At 46.7% G+C, this 13,858-nt stretch carries 17 protein-coding genes; 5 read left to right on the forward strand and 12 right to left on the reverse strand.

What is annotated here, in order from left to right:
* Positions 1 to 96 precede the first annotated feature (96 nt).
* The 8 genes from HRE53_RS02495 to HRE53_RS02530 all read right to left on the reverse strand — a co-directional run bounded on the left by HRE53_RS02495 (position 97) and on the right by HRE53_RS02530 (position 6,027).
* On the reverse strand, positions 97 to 1,050 hold the full coding sequence (locus HRE53_RS02495; protein WP_212662070.1) for a F0F1 ATP synthase subunit gamma: 954 nt from the start codon (positions 1,048 to 1,050) through the stop codon (positions 97 to 99).
* Positions 1,051 to 1,059: 9 nt separating this feature from the next.
* Positions 1,060 to 2,577, reverse strand: coding sequence for a F0F1 ATP synthase subunit alpha (gene atpA / locus HRE53_RS02500; protein WP_212662071.1), 1,518 nt, complete (start codon positions 2,575 to 2,577; stop codon positions 1,060 to 1,062).
* Positions 2,578 to 2,650: 73 nt separating this feature from the next.
* Positions 2,651 to 3,208, reverse strand: a complete 558-nt coding sequence (gene atpH / locus HRE53_RS02505; protein WP_212662072.1) for an ATP synthase F1 subunit delta — start codon at positions 3,206 to 3,208, stop codon at positions 2,651 to 2,653.
* Positions 3,205 to 3,765, reverse strand: coding sequence for a F0F1 ATP synthase subunit B (locus HRE53_RS02510; RefSeq protein WP_212662073.1), 561 nt, complete (start codon positions 3,763 to 3,765; stop codon positions 3,205 to 3,207). The genes atpH and HRE53_RS02510 overlap by 4 nt, the downstream gene beginning before the upstream one ends.
* Positions 3,766 to 3,797: 32 nt before the next feature.
* Positions 3,798 to 4,226, reverse strand: a complete 429-nt coding sequence (locus tag HRE53_RS02515) for a F0F1 ATP synthase subunit B' (protein WP_212662074.1) — start codon at positions 4,224 to 4,226, stop codon at positions 3,798 to 3,800.
* 146 nt (positions 4,227 to 4,372) lie between these two features.
* Complete coding sequence (gene atpE / locus HRE53_RS02520; RefSeq protein WP_010468088.1) at positions 4,373 to 4,618, reverse strand: ATP synthase F0 subunit C; 246 nt, start codon at positions 4,616 to 4,618, stop codon at positions 4,373 to 4,375.
* 130 nt (positions 4,619 to 4,748) lie between these two features.
* Positions 4,749 to 5,519, reverse strand: a complete 771-nt coding sequence (gene atpB / locus HRE53_RS02525) for a F0F1 ATP synthase subunit A (protein ID WP_212662075.1) — start codon at positions 5,517 to 5,519, stop codon at positions 4,749 to 4,751.
* A gap of 58 nt (positions 5,520 to 5,577) precedes the next feature.
* A complete protein-coding gene (locus HRE53_RS02530; protein WP_212662076.1) occupies positions 5,578 to 6,027 on the reverse strand; it encodes an ATP synthase subunit I in 450 nt (149 codons plus the stop codon).
* Between the two features lie 151 nt (positions 6,028 to 6,178).
* Here HRE53_RS02530 and HRE53_RS02535 point away from each other — a divergent pair, with 151 nt between their 5' ends.
* Both HRE53_RS02535 and HRE53_RS02540 read left to right on the forward strand, forming a co-directional pair.
* Positions 6,179 to 7,120, forward strand: a complete 942-nt coding sequence (locus tag HRE53_RS02535) for an alpha/beta hydrolase-fold protein (protein ID WP_235108945.1) — start codon at positions 6,179 to 6,181, stop codon at positions 7,118 to 7,120.
* 30 nt (positions 7,121 to 7,150) lie between these two features.
* On the forward strand, positions 7,151 to 8,479 hold the full coding sequence (locus tag HRE53_RS02540) for a recombinase family protein (protein WP_235108946.1): 1,329 nt from the start codon (positions 7,151 to 7,153) through the stop codon (positions 8,477 to 8,479).
* 65 nt (positions 8,480 to 8,544) lie between these two features.
* On the opposite strand, the gene HRE53_RS02545 is transcribed toward HRE53_RS02540, so the two are convergent.
* Positions 8,545 to 9,348, reverse strand: a complete 804-nt coding sequence (locus HRE53_RS02545) for a DUF2059 domain-containing protein (RefSeq protein WP_235108947.1) — start codon at positions 9,346 to 9,348, stop codon at positions 8,545 to 8,547.
* Between the two features lie 183 nt (positions 9,349 to 9,531).
* Here HRE53_RS02545 and HRE53_RS02550 point away from each other — a divergent pair, with 183 nt between their 5' ends.
* The 3 genes from HRE53_RS02550 to HRE53_RS02560 all read left to right on the forward strand — a co-directional run bounded on the left by HRE53_RS02550 (position 9,532) and on the right by HRE53_RS02560 (position 11,731).
* Entirely contained in the window at positions 9,532 to 10,197 is a 666-nt protein-coding gene (locus tag HRE53_RS02550; RefSeq protein ID WP_235108948.1) for a class I SAM-dependent methyltransferase, read from the forward strand.
* A gap of 302 nt (positions 10,198 to 10,499) precedes the next feature.
* Positions 10,500 to 10,976: a pentapeptide repeat-containing protein gene (locus HRE53_RS02555; RefSeq protein WP_235108949.1), complete on the forward strand. Its 477-nt coding sequence runs from the start codon at positions 10,500 to 10,502 to the stop codon at positions 10,974 to 10,976.
* A gap of 110 nt (positions 10,977 to 11,086) precedes the next feature.
* Positions 11,087 to 11,731, forward strand: coding sequence for a DUF4033 domain-containing protein (locus HRE53_RS02560; protein WP_235108950.1), 645 nt, complete (start codon positions 11,087 to 11,089; stop codon positions 11,729 to 11,731).
* A 91-nt stretch (positions 11,732 to 11,822) separates the two neighbouring features.
* On the opposite strand, the gene HRE53_RS02565 is transcribed toward HRE53_RS02560, so the two are convergent.
* The 3 genes from HRE53_RS02565 to cysH all read right to left on the reverse strand — a co-directional run bounded on the left by HRE53_RS02565 (position 11,823) and on the right by cysH (position 13,849).
* A complete protein-coding gene (locus HRE53_RS02565; RefSeq protein ID WP_235108951.1) occupies positions 11,823 to 12,620 on the reverse strand; it encodes a class I SAM-dependent methyltransferase in 798 nt (265 codons plus the stop codon).
* A gap of 68 nt (positions 12,621 to 12,688) precedes the next feature.
* Positions 12,689 to 12,970, reverse strand: coding sequence for a hypothetical protein (locus HRE53_RS02570; RefSeq protein ID WP_212662083.1), 282 nt, complete (start codon positions 12,968 to 12,970; stop codon positions 12,689 to 12,691).
* Positions 12,971 to 13,024: 54 nt separating this feature from the next.
* On the reverse strand, positions 13,025 to 13,849 hold the full coding sequence (cysH, locus tag HRE53_RS02575) for a phosphoadenosine phosphosulfate reductase (RefSeq protein ID WP_396133409.1): 825 nt from the start codon (positions 13,847 to 13,849) through the stop codon (positions 13,025 to 13,027).
* Positions 13,850 to 13,858: the final 9 nt, after the last annotated feature.

Raw genomic sequence — 13,858 nt, forward strand, 5'->3', positions numbered from 1 at the left:
CCATAGGGGAAACCCTGATTCAGATACTGAACCAGGGCTGATGGGGAATATAAACACTTAGATCAAGAGAGCAGTCAGACTGCGGGGTAAAACCCTTTAGTTCAGAGCTTCAGCACCGCCGACCACCTCAAGCAGCTCTTGAGTAATCGCTGCTTGCCGAGCCTTGTTATAAGACAAGGTCAAGGTACTAATTAGATCAGAAGCATTATCACTAGCATTGTTCATCGCAGTCATTCGAGCAGCCAATTCACTGGCGGCTGATTCTTGCAATGCCCGCAGTAGCTGGTTGTTTAGATACAGTGGCAATAAAGCATCCAAAATTTGAATGGGATTTTGCTCAAAGATCATATCTGAAGGCATTTCCTGGGGAGCAGATCGATCCAATCGTTCGCGCTCCACCTGAAACTCACCTCCTCGAGTGGTTAATCGGAAGACCTCATCTTCCTCTGCCACCACCAACTCATCAGGGTCGAGAGGAAGTAGGGTTTGGACCACAGGTTTAGAATTCACCAGGGAAAGAAACCGGGTATAAATCAACTCAACATGATCAACTGTTTCTGAGAGATACAGCGATAAGAGTTCATCCGCAATACCAGAGGCTTCTTGAGCCGTAGGAATTTGCTCTAAAGCATCGTAAGTAGCTGAGATTGGCTGATCACGGCGCTGAAAGTACTGAATCGCTTTCCGACCCACGAGGACAAACGTATAGTCAATCCCTTTAGCTTTCAGTTCATTGGATCGCACTTCAGCTCGTTTAATGGCGTTACTGTTGTAGGCACCACAGAGACCACGGTCTCCAGTGATCACCAACAAACAGACTTTACTTAGAGCCCGTTCTCGCAGCAGCGGTAATTCCACTTCTTCGAATCGAAGTCGAGCTTGCAAGCCATAGAGGACCTGAGCTAAACGATCAGCGAAGGGACGGGTTGCTGTCACCTGCTCCTGGGCACGTCGGACCTTGGCGGCGGCCACTAGCCGCATCGCCTCAGTAATTTTCTTGGTATTCTTGACCGTCGAAATGCGATCACGAATCGATTTGAGGTTTGGCATAATTCCCTCCTAGACCGCAGCCATAAAAGCTTTCTTGAAATCAGCGATGGCTGTTTTTAGAATCCCTTCGGCTTCATCACCCATCTTCTTCTCGCCTCGGACCAAGTCACCATATTTGGCGTGGTTGGCTTTCAAATCATCCCGCATCCCTTGGACAAATTCTGTCACTTTATCTGTAGGGACATCATCAAGATAGCCATTGGTACCGGCATAAATCACTGCAACCATCTCTTCTACAGGTAGAGGAGAATATTGAGGCTGTTTCAGAATTTCCCGGAGGCGTGCTCCACGAGCCAACTGATTTTGAGTCGCTTGATCCAAGTCAGAGGCAAACTGAGCAAAGGCTTCCAGTTCAGCAAACTGAGCCAATTCCAGCTTCAACTTACCGGCAACCTGTTTCATCGCTTTAATCTGAGCAGCAGATCCCACTCGGGACACTGAAATACCAGCATTAATGGCAGGACGCAGACCGGCGTTAAACAAGTCAGAAGACAAGAAGATCTGACCGTCAGTAATGGAAATAACGTTAGTAGGAATATAAGCCGACACGTCACCCGCTTGGGTTTCCACAATCGGTAGTGCGGTCATACTTCCTTCACCCAGTTCAGGGCTTAGCTTTGCAGCCCGCTCCAACAAACGAGAGTGGAGATAGAACACATCACCAGGATAGGCTTCACGTCCGGGTGGACGACGGAGGAGCAAGGACATCTGACGATAGGCCTGAGCTTGCTTGGAGAGGTCATCGTAGATCACCAAGGTGTGCTTGCCTTTGTACATAAAGTACTCAGCAATAGCTGCGCCAGTATAAGGAGCCAAATATTGTAGAGTGGCGGGGTCGTTAGCGTTAGCAGCAACCACAACAGTGTAGTCAAGGGCGCCCCGTTCTCTCAGGACTTCAACTACCTGAGCCACGGTAGAGGCTTTCTGGCCAATAGCAACGTAGACACAAATCACATCTTCAGACTTTTGGTTGAGGATGGTGTCAATCGCAACGGCTGTTTTACCCGTTTGACGGTCACCAATAATCAACTCTCGCTGGCCTCGGCCAATAGGCACCATGGAGTCAATCGCAGTGATGCCCGTTTGCATGGGCTCATACACAGACTTCCGCTCAATAATGCCAGGGGCAGGAGACTCAATCAGGCGAGTTTCAGATGTGTTCATATCGCCCTTACCATCGATGGGGCGAGCTAGAGCATCTAGAACGCGACCAACCAAGGCATCACCCACAGGGATTTGGGCGATTTTACCAGTTGAACGAACGGTACTCCCTTCCTGGAGTTCGCGACCGTCTCCCATCAGCACCACACCGACGTTATCCTCTTCCAGGTTGAGGGCAACACCTACAGTGCCATCTTCAAATTCTAAGAGTTCTCCGGCCATGGCTTTTTCTAAGCCATAAACACGGGCGATACCGTCACCCACTTGGAGTACGGTACCAACATTGTCAACTTTGACTTGTTGATCGTATTGCTCAATCTGTTGGCGAATAATATTGCTAATTTCGTCGGGTCTGATGCTTACCATGGGACTTGCTCTAATTTGTGATGTGGGTAGAGGTCAAACAACTTAAGCGGTAATCAAGAAAATTACCATTACCTTAAGACAGGCTTGTTATAGAAGAATTCATCCGGCGCAACTGGCCACGAATGCTGGCGTCTAAAACTTGAGAGCCAATTTTAATAATCACACCGCCAATGAGGTCAGAATCGATACTTGTTTGAAGATCAACCTGGGCCGCTTGACTCATATGTTTCACTTTTTCAGTGATGGCTTGACGTTGCTCTTTGGTGAGTTCCACCGTTGAGGTCACTTCTGCCAAAACCGTATTGTTGAGTTTGCGCAGTAATGTCTGATAGTACTTGCAAATACCTTCTAAGAAGATGATGCGTCGTCGATCAATCAAGAGCAGCAAAAAATTGAAGAATTGCTTCTGAACCCGCGATTCAGCTAACTGCCGAAGAACGGCCTTCTGAGCATCGGCGGGGGTCAGTGGATTGACCAAGAAATCTTTCAGGTCAGTAGAGGTTTCCAACAGACTGAGGACAAAGCTAATATCTTCACCAATCTGGTTGGTGAGGTTGTTGCTTTGAGCCACAGACATTAACGCCTCGGCATAGGGTTCAACAATTTTGGAGCTAACCATGCTTTGTGTCATGAGTTGCCTCCTAGCAAGGCAATACTTTGATCGACTAATTTCCGCTGGGCGGATTCATTATTCCCTAACTGATTTTTCAAATCAGCTTCAACTTTCTCTAGGGCCATAGCGGTAACGCGCTGTCGAATTTCTGAGATCGCACGTTCCTGACTAGCAGAAGTATCTTGAGATCCAGCATCTTTGATGCGTTGAATCTCTGTTTTCGCTTCAGCCAGGATTTGCTCTTTCGCTTTACTTGCATTGGTCTGGGCATTAGCCAGAATCTTTTTCGCTTCTGCTTGGGCTTGAGCAAGCTTCTCTTGCTCTTCTGCCAAGGTTGCAGCAGCTTTTTCTTGATTGGCTTCAGCTTCGGAGATCGCGGTTTCAATGTCTTCTCGTCGCTTAACTAGGGATTTCCCTAGAAAGCCTCGACCAAAATAAATGAGTAATCCAATAACGATTACCAAGTTGACGACATTGGCTTCCAGAATATCAAAGTTAAGGCTGTAACCACCAGCCTCAGCTAGTTGTGGAAACCCAGTCATGCCAGCGCTTGCCGGCCAATTAAACATCCCCATGTTTATAGTCCTAACTGCGGTGCTGTGATGGCTTATGCCAGGGTTGAGCCTAAGAGCTTATTGAGAATTTGCTGGCTGAGGGTATCAACCTGCTTCTCTAATTCGCCAAAGGCAGACTGTTTCTGTGACTCGAGTTCGGCTTGAGCTTTCATCACTTCAGCTTGAACTTGCTGTTGGGCTTCAGTGATTTGTGTTTGAGCAATTTTTTGGGCTTCGGCTTGAGCATCTGCCAACACTTGTTGTGATTGCTTTCGCGTGCCTGCCAACTCCTGTTCATATTGCTCAGTTAAGCTCTTGGCTTTAGCCAAACGCTCACGGGCTTCAGTGTTGTTGGTACGAATAAAACCATCTCGCTCATCAATCGCTTGAGTGAGGGGTTTGAAGAACACTGCGTTCAACACAGCAACCAACAAAAAGAACTGGAACATCATCAATGGCAACGTGCCATTAAAATCAAACATTGTTTTGCTCAGTCTAAAAAAGGGTCAGATTCAGAAAAAGTCGGAGTTGTAGCTGAAGGTAATGAGCACTTAAAGAAGTGCCATCTAGATTCAATACAACTAGAAACGGAGAAGGGACGTTACGCGAACGTCCCTCACTAACCTATTTAGGCGAAAGGGTTGGCGAAAAGTAGAACTAGGGCAATCACCAAACCATAAATGGTTAGGGATTCCATAAACGCCAAACACAACAACAAAGTGCCTCGGATTTTTCCTTCTGCTTCGGGCTGACGGGCGATCCCTTCTACCGCTTTTCCAGCAGCATTACCTTGAGCAAGAGCAGGGCCAATTGTAGAGATGCCAATTCCCAGGGCAGCAGCTAATACAGAAGCAGCAGCGACTAACGGATCCATAATGCTTTTTTCCTTATTTTGAAATAGAACAACAAGGTAGACCTTACACAGGTTGTCAGACTTTAGATGCCTGCACCAGCCACTAATTTTGGAGTCAATCGGTTACTGAATCAGTAACCTGACTTTGAGGTTAGTGGGCCTCTTCTCCGTCCCCATGACCTTCTAACGACTCGTGAATATAAGCACCAGCCAAGGTCGCAAAGACCAATGCTTGAATACCGCTGGTAAATAGTCCCAGCAACATCACAGGCAAAGGCACAATTAAGGGAACGAGTAGCACCAAAACTGCAACCACTAGCTCGTCGGCAAGGATGTTACCAAACAGACGAAAACTAAGGGAAAGCGGCTTGGTGAAATCTTCAAGAATCGCAATTGGTAGCAGTACCGGAGTGGGTTCGATGTACTTGCGAAAGTAACCGAGACCTTTTTTCCGAAATCCTGCGTAAAAGTAAACAAACGAAGTACACAATGCCAAAGCGACAGTGGTGTTGATGTCGTTTGTGGGTGCTGCGAGTTCTCCCTCGGGAAGACTAATAAGCTTCCAAGGGAATAGAGCACCGGACCAATTGGAGACAAATATGAATAGAAAGAGCGTCCCGATGAATGGCACCCATGGACGGTATTCTTTCTCGCCAATTTGATTTTTGGTCAAATCACGGACAAACTCTAGCGCGTACTCCATGAAATTTTGGAGACCACTAGGAATGCGCTCAACCTTGCGGGTTGCCAGCACAGACACAATGACTAAGATGCCGATGACGATCCAGGATGTAATCAGAACCTGACCATGAACCTTTAAGCCACCGATCTGCCAGTATAGGTGCTGACCCACCTCTAAACTTGCTAAAGGCAAGGTGGTGAACCAATTAAAAGAATCTAGCAGAAGGCTGCTGTGATGCATAATACGCCCAACCTCGTTGGAACTTCAGGCAAAAAAATAGGGGCATTCTGTCGATTTCTCAGGAATTAGTTGAGGGCGACAGAACTGCAGACCACAAGACGAAAAAGAGGATGCCAACTTTGTAGGTTAGAAATCCTAAAAAAACAGGTAGGACTTCTAACTGATTCCACTTAGCTGCCACGACAATGAGGATGACAAAAACACCTAGCTGGCCTTTGCCGACTTGGGTATTCCCGCTTCCTAATTGTTCAACGTTCTTCGCCAAAATCCTTAGGTATAGCACTCCGACGGATGCACCGAGCAAATAGCTGCTGGCAACTTTCAGAGAGTACACCCACCAAACAGGGCCAAAAAATAACCCTGCTATAACTGAAGATGAAATTATCAAGCCATTTTTGAATTGATAAAAGTCATCCATCGAATCTCCTGCTTGAGAGATCTGCGATTCAACTGGCTCACTCTCGCTTGAGGTGGCACCGGGCTGAAGGGGAGTATCTGACAATTCCACAGGCTAGAAATTTGGTTTGGATGCGTTACTGCAGGCCAAGGCCAATGATATCACGGCTGGGTAACATTACTTAATGAATAACCTTGAGAATCTAAAATTTAACCCAAAGATATTCTGGTCATTTTTGTTTATGTGCCTAGGGGGATGTTCGATGGCTAAAAAGCCTGATATTTCGCCTTCGCAAGTGCAACGTTCTCCATTGCCAATTCAGACTCCTAAACAACCTGAACAGCTTCAGCAACAGGTAATCCCTGTCTCTGCTGACAAAAACTTAAAGTCGGTACAGCCTTCTCAGTTAAAGGCTTCTAATGATGGTGTAGTGATGAATGCGATCGCAGGTTGGAACCGGGATTTGCAGGTCAAAGACGTATATTACGATTTGTATCTACCGCCACAATTACAAGAAAACCCCAAGTCGAAGCGTCCCTGTTTAGTCGTTTTACCAGGCTGGGATTTTCCTCGGGCTAGCTGGGTGGAAAACACCAACTTAGTCGACTTTGCCGATCGGTATGGCTATGTGTTGTTGCTCCCTGAAATGGACAAGACCCTCTATGCCAGTGCCTACCATCCCGAAACCACTCTCAAATGGAACAGCATTCCGGGGGGAGAATTCATCAAAACGGCATTTATCCCCACCATCCAAAAACGCCATCAGTTACTCCTGCCAGGCCAACACAATACCCTGCTGGGTCTCTCGACTGGAGGCCGAGGAGTTGCTCTATTAGCCCTCGAAAATCCAGGACTATTTGTGGCGGGTGCCAGTTTGTCGGGAGACTTTAGCCAGGAGAATACGCCGGAAGATCGGCTGATGACTGCCCTGTATGGTCCTTTTTCTCAATTTCAATCCCGTTGGCTTGGACGGGATAACCCTCAAGCCCGAGCCGCTGAATGGACTATGCCGCTTTACCTGTCCCACGGCACGGCAGATGACGTTGTGCCAGAGTCTCAAAGTCGCCTATTTTTTAACGCCATCAAACAGCAACAATCGTCAGTCGTTGTGGAGTATCATCCAGTGGCTGGTGCAGGCCATGATTATCCCTATTGGGGAAGCCAATTAGAGGTCGTATTTAAGTTTATTGACCAGCCCCGATAGTTTGGCTGTCTCTAAGTCCCTGTTGAACCCATGCGCATTGTTGCCTATCTCTACCAGGACTTAACGTGGGAAACGAAGTTAGAACCCACCATTTGGGGATGGGAAGTGGATCGGGTGTATCAGGATTTGGACTGGCGACGGTCTCAACTCACGGCGCTACTAGCGGACTGTCAGACTGAAATACCTGACTATTTACTGGTGATACGGCTGGAAGATTTGGGAGAATCCCTGAGCCAGGTCACAGAGAATTTAGTGCAGCTTGAAGGACTAGACATCTGCATTGTTGCGATTGAGCAAGACTACCAATCTCCAAATTTCAAGCCAGGGCTGGCAACTCTTGATCAGAAAAGTGCCGATTCATCCCAGCTTTTGGTGTTACTAGAGGCAATTCAAGCAGAGCAGCGCAGTCGGCGCATTCGCCATGGCCATGCCCAAAACCGGATCAAACGACGTCCGCCCCCAGGGAAAGCTCCCTATGGCTATAAGCGAGGCAAAGATCGATATGTGATCGATCGCACGGTTTCTCCAGTAGTAAAAGACTTTTTCGAACATTTCCTCCTCTATGGATCTTTGCGTGGGTCTGTGCGGCATATTGCCAAGAAGCATGGCAAAAAGATATCGGTTTCTACTGGACGGCGATGGCTGACCAATCCCGTTTATCGGGGAGACTTAACCTACCAAAACCAACAGGTAGTGATGGACACCCATACGCCCCTGCTTTCCCGAGAAGAAGGAGCCCAAGTAGATCGGCTCCTGCGCCGCAACCGCAGTATGACGCCTAGGGCTGCGAGTGCACCTCGATCTCTTTCAGGAATTGTATTTTGCGCCACCTGTCAATCTCCCATGACCATCTCGCGAGTCATGCCCCGAGGTAAAGGCAAGGAATATCTCTACCTACGGCCAACGAAGTGTCCTGAAAAGCCGAGATGTCAGGCGATTTCCTATGACAAGATTTTGCAGAAAACGATTCAATCCATTTGTGAAGAACTTCCCCAGGCAGTGGCTGGGGTCAACCAACCGATCCTGAATCAATTTAAACAAGGTGTAGATACTGAAATTTCAGCAAAACAAGCCATTTTGTCTCAATTACCTGCACTGGTCGAAACCAAAGTTTTGGACCAATCTACAGCCGATTTACGAGCTTACAATGTGCAAACTGAAATTGCAGAGTTAAAAAGTCGATTGGCTCAACTCCCCCCGGTGAACTTAAAGGAAATTGCCCAAACCGTATCCATCGATCAGTTTTGGATGGATCTATCAGAATCTGAACGACGCTTTTATTTTCGAGAATTTATTCGCCAGGTGGATCTGATTCGAGATGGCAAAGACTGTGATATCAAACTAAATTTCATGTTTTGAGAAGTATTCCAGTCAAAGACTTTTAATAAGTAGAATACTTAAGGATCTACTTATTAAATATAAAGTTAGGGTTTTGTCTCATTGCTAGTTTCTTTTGGGTTGGATTTGGAAGATTCAGATCCAAATTCTTCTTGCATGATTTCTTGCAAGAGCTGAGTAATTTCTGGCAGCAAAATATCGTTTGATTGAGCCAACGCTTCTTTAGTCAATTGAGGCAAAGTTGCGATCGCTTTTCGTCCTGTCGGCGTTTGATAGAACTTGATTAAGTCTTTTAGCTCTTTCTCTGTATAGTACTTGGCATACAGATTCGTGCTAATTTCCTCAGTTATTTCACCAATGTTAATTCTGCTGGGTAATAATTCTCGATAACGCTGCACCATTCGTTGGGTGGTGGCCGTAACTCGGTTGAGCAGTTTATCTCCTTGTAACTGGGTGCGATCGCGAATGACATTCGCCAACACTTTTGGCAATGTTTCCTCCATATTGGCCAACATGGCCTCTAAGCGCTGTTCTGCATTTTTTTTCTGCTCCGTAATCCTCAATAGTCGCTGAATTAGAGCTAATTTCTTGGCAGAAGGAGGGGGTTCAGTTTCTTCCGGCAGGGCTGTTTTTTCAGATTTGCCCTCTGTATCACTTTTCTGAGTATCCTCTGATTTCACCTCAGAAGCAGCAGGGGTTTGCTTATCCAACTTGGGGGATAGCGAATCTTTTGATTTCTCCGTTAATGGGGCAGCTGACCCAGCTTTTAAATTCTCATCTTGAGTGGTCTGTTCTTCAGCGTTCACTTCAGCAGGGATACCTATTGGAGTACCCAGCATTGTCATCGATAGACCCAATAACCCAATTCTCACACCCCAAGATTGAACCAAAATGCCTGCACTCCTGATAACCGTAAACAACTTATGCGTGCCAGTTTAGCAATTCCTTAATGGCATCATTATTTTGTCTCCAAGGGTTAGCGTATTTGACTCTATTACAGATTGATTGGAACCAAAGTCCATGTCCAAAAGACTCTTAGAATTAAGCCATAGGTTGTATTGAAGATCCTGACCATGCCTAAGACTCCATCCCAAGCCAGTACCGCATGGCACAGCCCGCAATGGTATCAACGTTTTTTTGCCTGGGCTATGGCTACAGCGGCTCAAGGTTATGAAACCAAAATGGCCGATCGCAAACAACAGCTGTTTGCCCATTTACAAGGGGAAGTCTTAGAATTGGGTCCCGGTGCAGGGCCAAATCTTACTTATTTCAAACCTGACATCCATTGGTTAGGTCTCGAACCCAATCCCTATATGCATCCTTACCTCCAGCAGCAAGCGGATGAGTTAGGGCTCAATATTGAGGTACAGACTACGACTCTAGCCGACATTGCTATTTCCGATAACAGCAAGGATGTCGTCTTATGTACTCTGGTTCTCTGTTCAGTCCCAGATTTAGAGTCAACGGTTCAAGATATTCTGCGAGTGCTGAAGCCGGGAGGGCAGTTTCTGTTTATAGAACATGTCATGGCTCCCGCTGGTAGTTTTCTGCGTCAAGTCCAAACGGGCCTTTGTCCTCTTTGGCAGGTGATAGGTGATGGCTGCCGCTTAGATCGAGAGACCGGTAAGGTGATTGAATCTGCTGGATTTGCCAATGTCGATTATCAAACCTTTGAAGCGCCTGTCCCTATTGCTGTCGTCAAACCCCACATTATGGGTGTGGCGACTAAAGCCTCTTAATCCTCACAACTTCCTCAAACTCTTTGTTTAATTTGGATATATCGGATAGAGGGGAGAGCTAAATCCCCATCAAGCTTATTTTGGTTGATATCGGGAGGATTTCTCATGAATACGACCCGTCGCCAGGATGATTTCTGGCACCGCGACCCCTATGGAGCAGTTTTCTCAGGGTTGCTTATTTTGTTATTTCTGTTTTTTTCCATCGCATCACTGTTTTAGAAGGGTGATGCAGGACGGAGAGGGTGAATCTATCTGGAGAGGAGATTCGCCCTCTCGATGGCAAGCATGCAGAGGGAAAGCTTATGAATTCAACTCAACTGTTACGAGACTATGGTTCTGGACAACGTGGTTTCCAGAATGCCTATTGCCATCAGATTGATCTGCGGGGCGCAGCCTTAAGTCAGATTCATTTGAGTGGGGCTGATCTGAGTCAAGCTGATTTAGCCAGTACAAACCTGAATGGTGCCAATTTGAGTTGCGCCAATTTGACGGATGCTGATTTGAGTCAAGCTGATCTTCGCAGTGCAAATTTGAGTCAGGTTAACTTGATTGGCGCTGATTTAAGTGGTGCAAAATTGGGGCGGGCTAATCTCAAAGGGGCTGATTTGCGGTGTGCGAACCTTAGCCATGCCGATTTTACTGGGGCTTGTTTGGATGGAGCCGAATTGAGTGGTGCCGAGTTAAATGGAGCCAACATTACCCAAGCAGAATTAAGCCAAACAGCTCGACACAGTGGTGAACCCCACCAATGGGTGAGTTGGGCAGGAAGCCACCAGTAGGTTAATACTCTATCTCCCTACCTGGACTAAGTTATGACCTCTGAATTCGGTTTTGAATAACCGTTATATTGAGGAAATGGCATAGCCTCACGAAGTGTAGGGAGATTTGGGTGAAGACAGTCTACAAAGACAATTGGTTTGATCGGGCCTTTATCTGGTTGTTCTCAGTAAAGATGGCCCAGGTGGTGGGCAAAGAAAGTGAACTAGCGGGTTATGAAGGGCTGGTTGATCTGTCTGTACAAATTATGCGAGGCCGGAATGCTAAGCAGCAGCAGGAAGCCTTGGCTACGGTATTGCGATCGCTCATCCCCAGCTTTGTTTTACTCGGGATTCGCACCCTGTTTAACCCTACTAAGCGCATTTTGGAATGGAATGCCTGGTTCGCCAGCCGGATGTTTACCTGGCTGGTGGGTCCCTGCGATCTGACGGAGGTGGAAGTCGAAGGCGAGAACGGGCAACTCCGCACGCAACGAAGTGGTCTCCACATTCAAAAATGTCGCTATCTAGAGGAAAGTGGCTGTGTGGGCATGTGTGTGAATATGTGCAAGTTACCCACCCAAGAATTTTTTGCTAAGGAGTTTGGCTTTCCCCTAACCCTAACCCCGAACTTTGAAGACTTGAGCTGTGAAATGGTGTTTGGTCATGCTGCACCTGCTATCGAGGAAGAAGCGGTCTATAACCAACCCTGCCTAGTGGGTGAATGCCAGATTGCTCAACCCAAAGCCCCGGCCTGCCCACAGATGAGAACGTCTTGAATGTATTCTCCGCTATGACTTCTAAGGGTCGTTGGAAGTTAGAAGATTCGGAACCCTATTGGTTGAATGTTGCTCAAAGAAAGCAAGAATCCTAGCTGATTTGATATGTCCATATCTCAAACTGGGCTTCTGACGATATCTCAGTTGTTAATGAGCCATAGTGCCTAAGGCAAAACGCCTCAAACTCATTCAGTGCCTGTTCAAATTCTTCATCTGATGAACGCCAACACAAACCGTAAGCTCGTACCTTCAGAAAACCAAGCAGCTCCTCAACCGTATTACTCACCAACCATTTTTTAGCAACTGCATAATTGGATCGATATCCTTTTTTACTGAAATAGTCCTCTACGCTAATCTCTCGGTTGCCCGTATGTCTGGGAGAAGAAGCGGGTGTATTGGTGCCCTTCGCCAAAATAGCTTTGAAGTAGGACTCAAACTCCATACGGGCAGGTGGTGTGATCCATTGGGCATTCAAATAGAATCCTCCAGACTTGAGGACTCGTTCTATCTCATCAAGAAATCGCTGCCAGTGAGAGACGGTATGCACCATATGGACCGTCAGGACAACATCAAAACTGTGATCGGGGAAAGAGAGATGAGAGGCATCTGCCTGAATCAGGGTCAAATTTGGGGGAATGCCCTTCAGCTTATTGCTAAATTGATCAAGCATTTCTTGGGAAATATCTATGCCAGTCACAGAATAGCCCCGTTTCACCAGGGGAAGGACATTCAAGCCAGTACCCACCCCAGGCTCTAAAAAAGAGGTGTCAGGTTTGGCATTCACCAGCTCCAAGATATAATCTGCAACCTCTTCTGCCACTGACTCCGACATCCAGCGAGTTTGGTCATAGATTGAAGCGATGTTGTCGTAGTAATTACCTTGACTCATATTGCTGAATACTCAGAAGCACTCAGAGTTGATTAGAGCATCGTAAGCAAATGATTCCAAAACTATGGCTAACCCCACTCATGTCCACATTGGTTGCACCGCAGCTTTGGGTTAGTATCCATCAGATCACACCCACCCAAGGAAATCAATCCCTTGTCCAAATTTTGCTTCATTTGATCGTCAAAACTGGGTAATCCATACAAGATCAGAGCTGTATCTTGAGCATCACAACTAGGACATGGCGTTTGATGGATTTCAGCAAGAAATTGGCGGTCGGCTGCAGCTTTTTCCTCTGCTTTAGCTTTAGCTTTTGCGGCGGCACGATATTTTTTACTATGGATTCTGGCCATGGTTCATCACAGGAGCTTGCCGTTGCTAACTTAGCTTTTGTGATGTGCAAACGCCTACAAAGAACTGGAATCTAAACTTTGAGACTCTTCAGGAGTTTGTGGCAAGTGCAAACCACATTCTTCCTTGAGTCCTTGGAATCGGGTGGCGCGGTCATTTTCATCTTCTGCTCCGACCGGACGACTGGAATGCCAATCTCCAACAGTGGTATAGCCTAAGTCAAAAAATGGATGATAGGGCAAATCATGGGCTTGTAGATATTGATAGATATCTTTAGAGTTCCAATTCAAGATCGGTAGAACTTTATAGAGATCGCCTTGGGGTTCAACTCGGCGTAAGGATTGTCGAAAGTTGGTTTGTTTACTGCGTAATCCAGCCAGCCATGCGGTGGCCTGAAGTTCCTGTAATGCCCGCTGCATAGGTTCAACCTTCCGCATCTGATCGTACTGATTAAACGCTTTGACATCGTTGAATTCCCATAGCTTGCCGTATAGGGCTTCCATGCGGGCAGGGCTGATAAGAGACTGATACACCTTGAGGTTGAGTTTTAGGCGTTCAGCCAGTTTCTCAGCAAATAAATAGGTTTGGGAGGGTAAATATCCCGTGTCGATCCAAATAACAGGTATATCAGGAACAACTTGTGTGACTAAATGCAGCATTACTGCTGCTTGAATACCAAAGCTAGTACTCATCACTAAGCCATCCCCAAAAGTCTCAGCAGCCCAGCCGGCGACATCCTCAGCAGATGCTTGATCAAACTGTTGGTTGATCTGATCTAAATCCATTTTTTTGCCCAAGGATCCCTTTTGATTGGAACCAGTTGAAGTGCGGAGGCCGGGTTCCCTGCTCTGTTCAGAAGGGGAGGCATCAATTAAGGACATTACAATACC

It is taken from the genome of Acaryochloris sp. 'Moss Beach' (assembly GCF_021497025.1).
Lineage (GTDB): Bacteria > Cyanobacteriota > Cyanobacteriia > Thermosynechococcales > Thermosynechococcaceae > Acaryochloris > Acaryochloris marina_A.

Coding starts and splice junctions, on each gene's coding strand:
- atpA (WP_212662071.1), bottom strand. CDS start 2,577: ATGGTAAGCATCAGACCCGACGAAATTAGCAATATTATTCGCCAACAG.
- cysH (WP_396133409.1), bottom strand. CDS start 13,849: ATGTCCTTAATTGATGCCTCCCCTTCTGAACAGAGCAGGGAACCCGGC.
- atpH (WP_212662072.1), bottom strand. CDS start 3,208: ATGACACAAAGCATGGTTAGCTCCAAAATTGTTGAACCCTATGCCGAG.
- HRE53_RS02540 (WP_235108946.1), top strand. CDS start 7,151: ATGCGCATTGTTGCCTATCTCTACCAGGACTTAACGTGGGAAACGAAG.
- HRE53_RS02495 (WP_212662070.1), bottom strand. CDS start 1,050: ATGCCAAACCTCAAATCGATTCGTGATCGCATTTCGACGGTCAAGAAT.
- atpE (WP_010468088.1), bottom strand. CDS start 4,618: ATGGATCCGTTAGTCGCTGCTGCTTCTGTATTAGCTGCTGCCCTGGGA.
- HRE53_RS02515 (WP_212662074.1), bottom strand. CDS start 4,226: ATGTTTGATTTTAATGGCACGTTGCCATTGATGATGTTCCAGTTCTTT.
- HRE53_RS02535 (WP_235108945.1), top strand. CDS start 6,179: ATGGCTAAAAAGCCTGATATTTCGCCTTCGCAAGTGCAACGTTCTCCA.
- HRE53_RS02570 (WP_212662083.1), bottom strand. CDS start 12,970: ATGGCCAGAATCCATAGTAAAAAATATCGTGCCGCCGCAAAAGCTAAA.
- HRE53_RS02555 (WP_235108949.1), top strand. CDS start 10,500: ATGAATTCAACTCAACTGTTACGAGACTATGGTTCTGGACAACGTGGT.
- HRE53_RS02565 (WP_235108951.1), bottom strand. CDS start 12,620: ATGAGTCAAGGTAATTACTACGACAACATCGCTTCAATCTATGACCAA.
- HRE53_RS02550 (WP_235108948.1), top strand. CDS start 9,532: ATGCCTAAGACTCCATCCCAAGCCAGTACCGCATGGCACAGCCCGCAA.
- atpB (WP_212662075.1), bottom strand. CDS start 5,519: ATGCATCACAGCAGCCTTCTGCTAGATTCTTTTAATTGGTTCACCACC.
- HRE53_RS02510 (WP_212662073.1), bottom strand. CDS start 3,765: ATGGGGATGTTTAATTGGCCGGCAAGCGCTGGCATGACTGGGTTTCCA.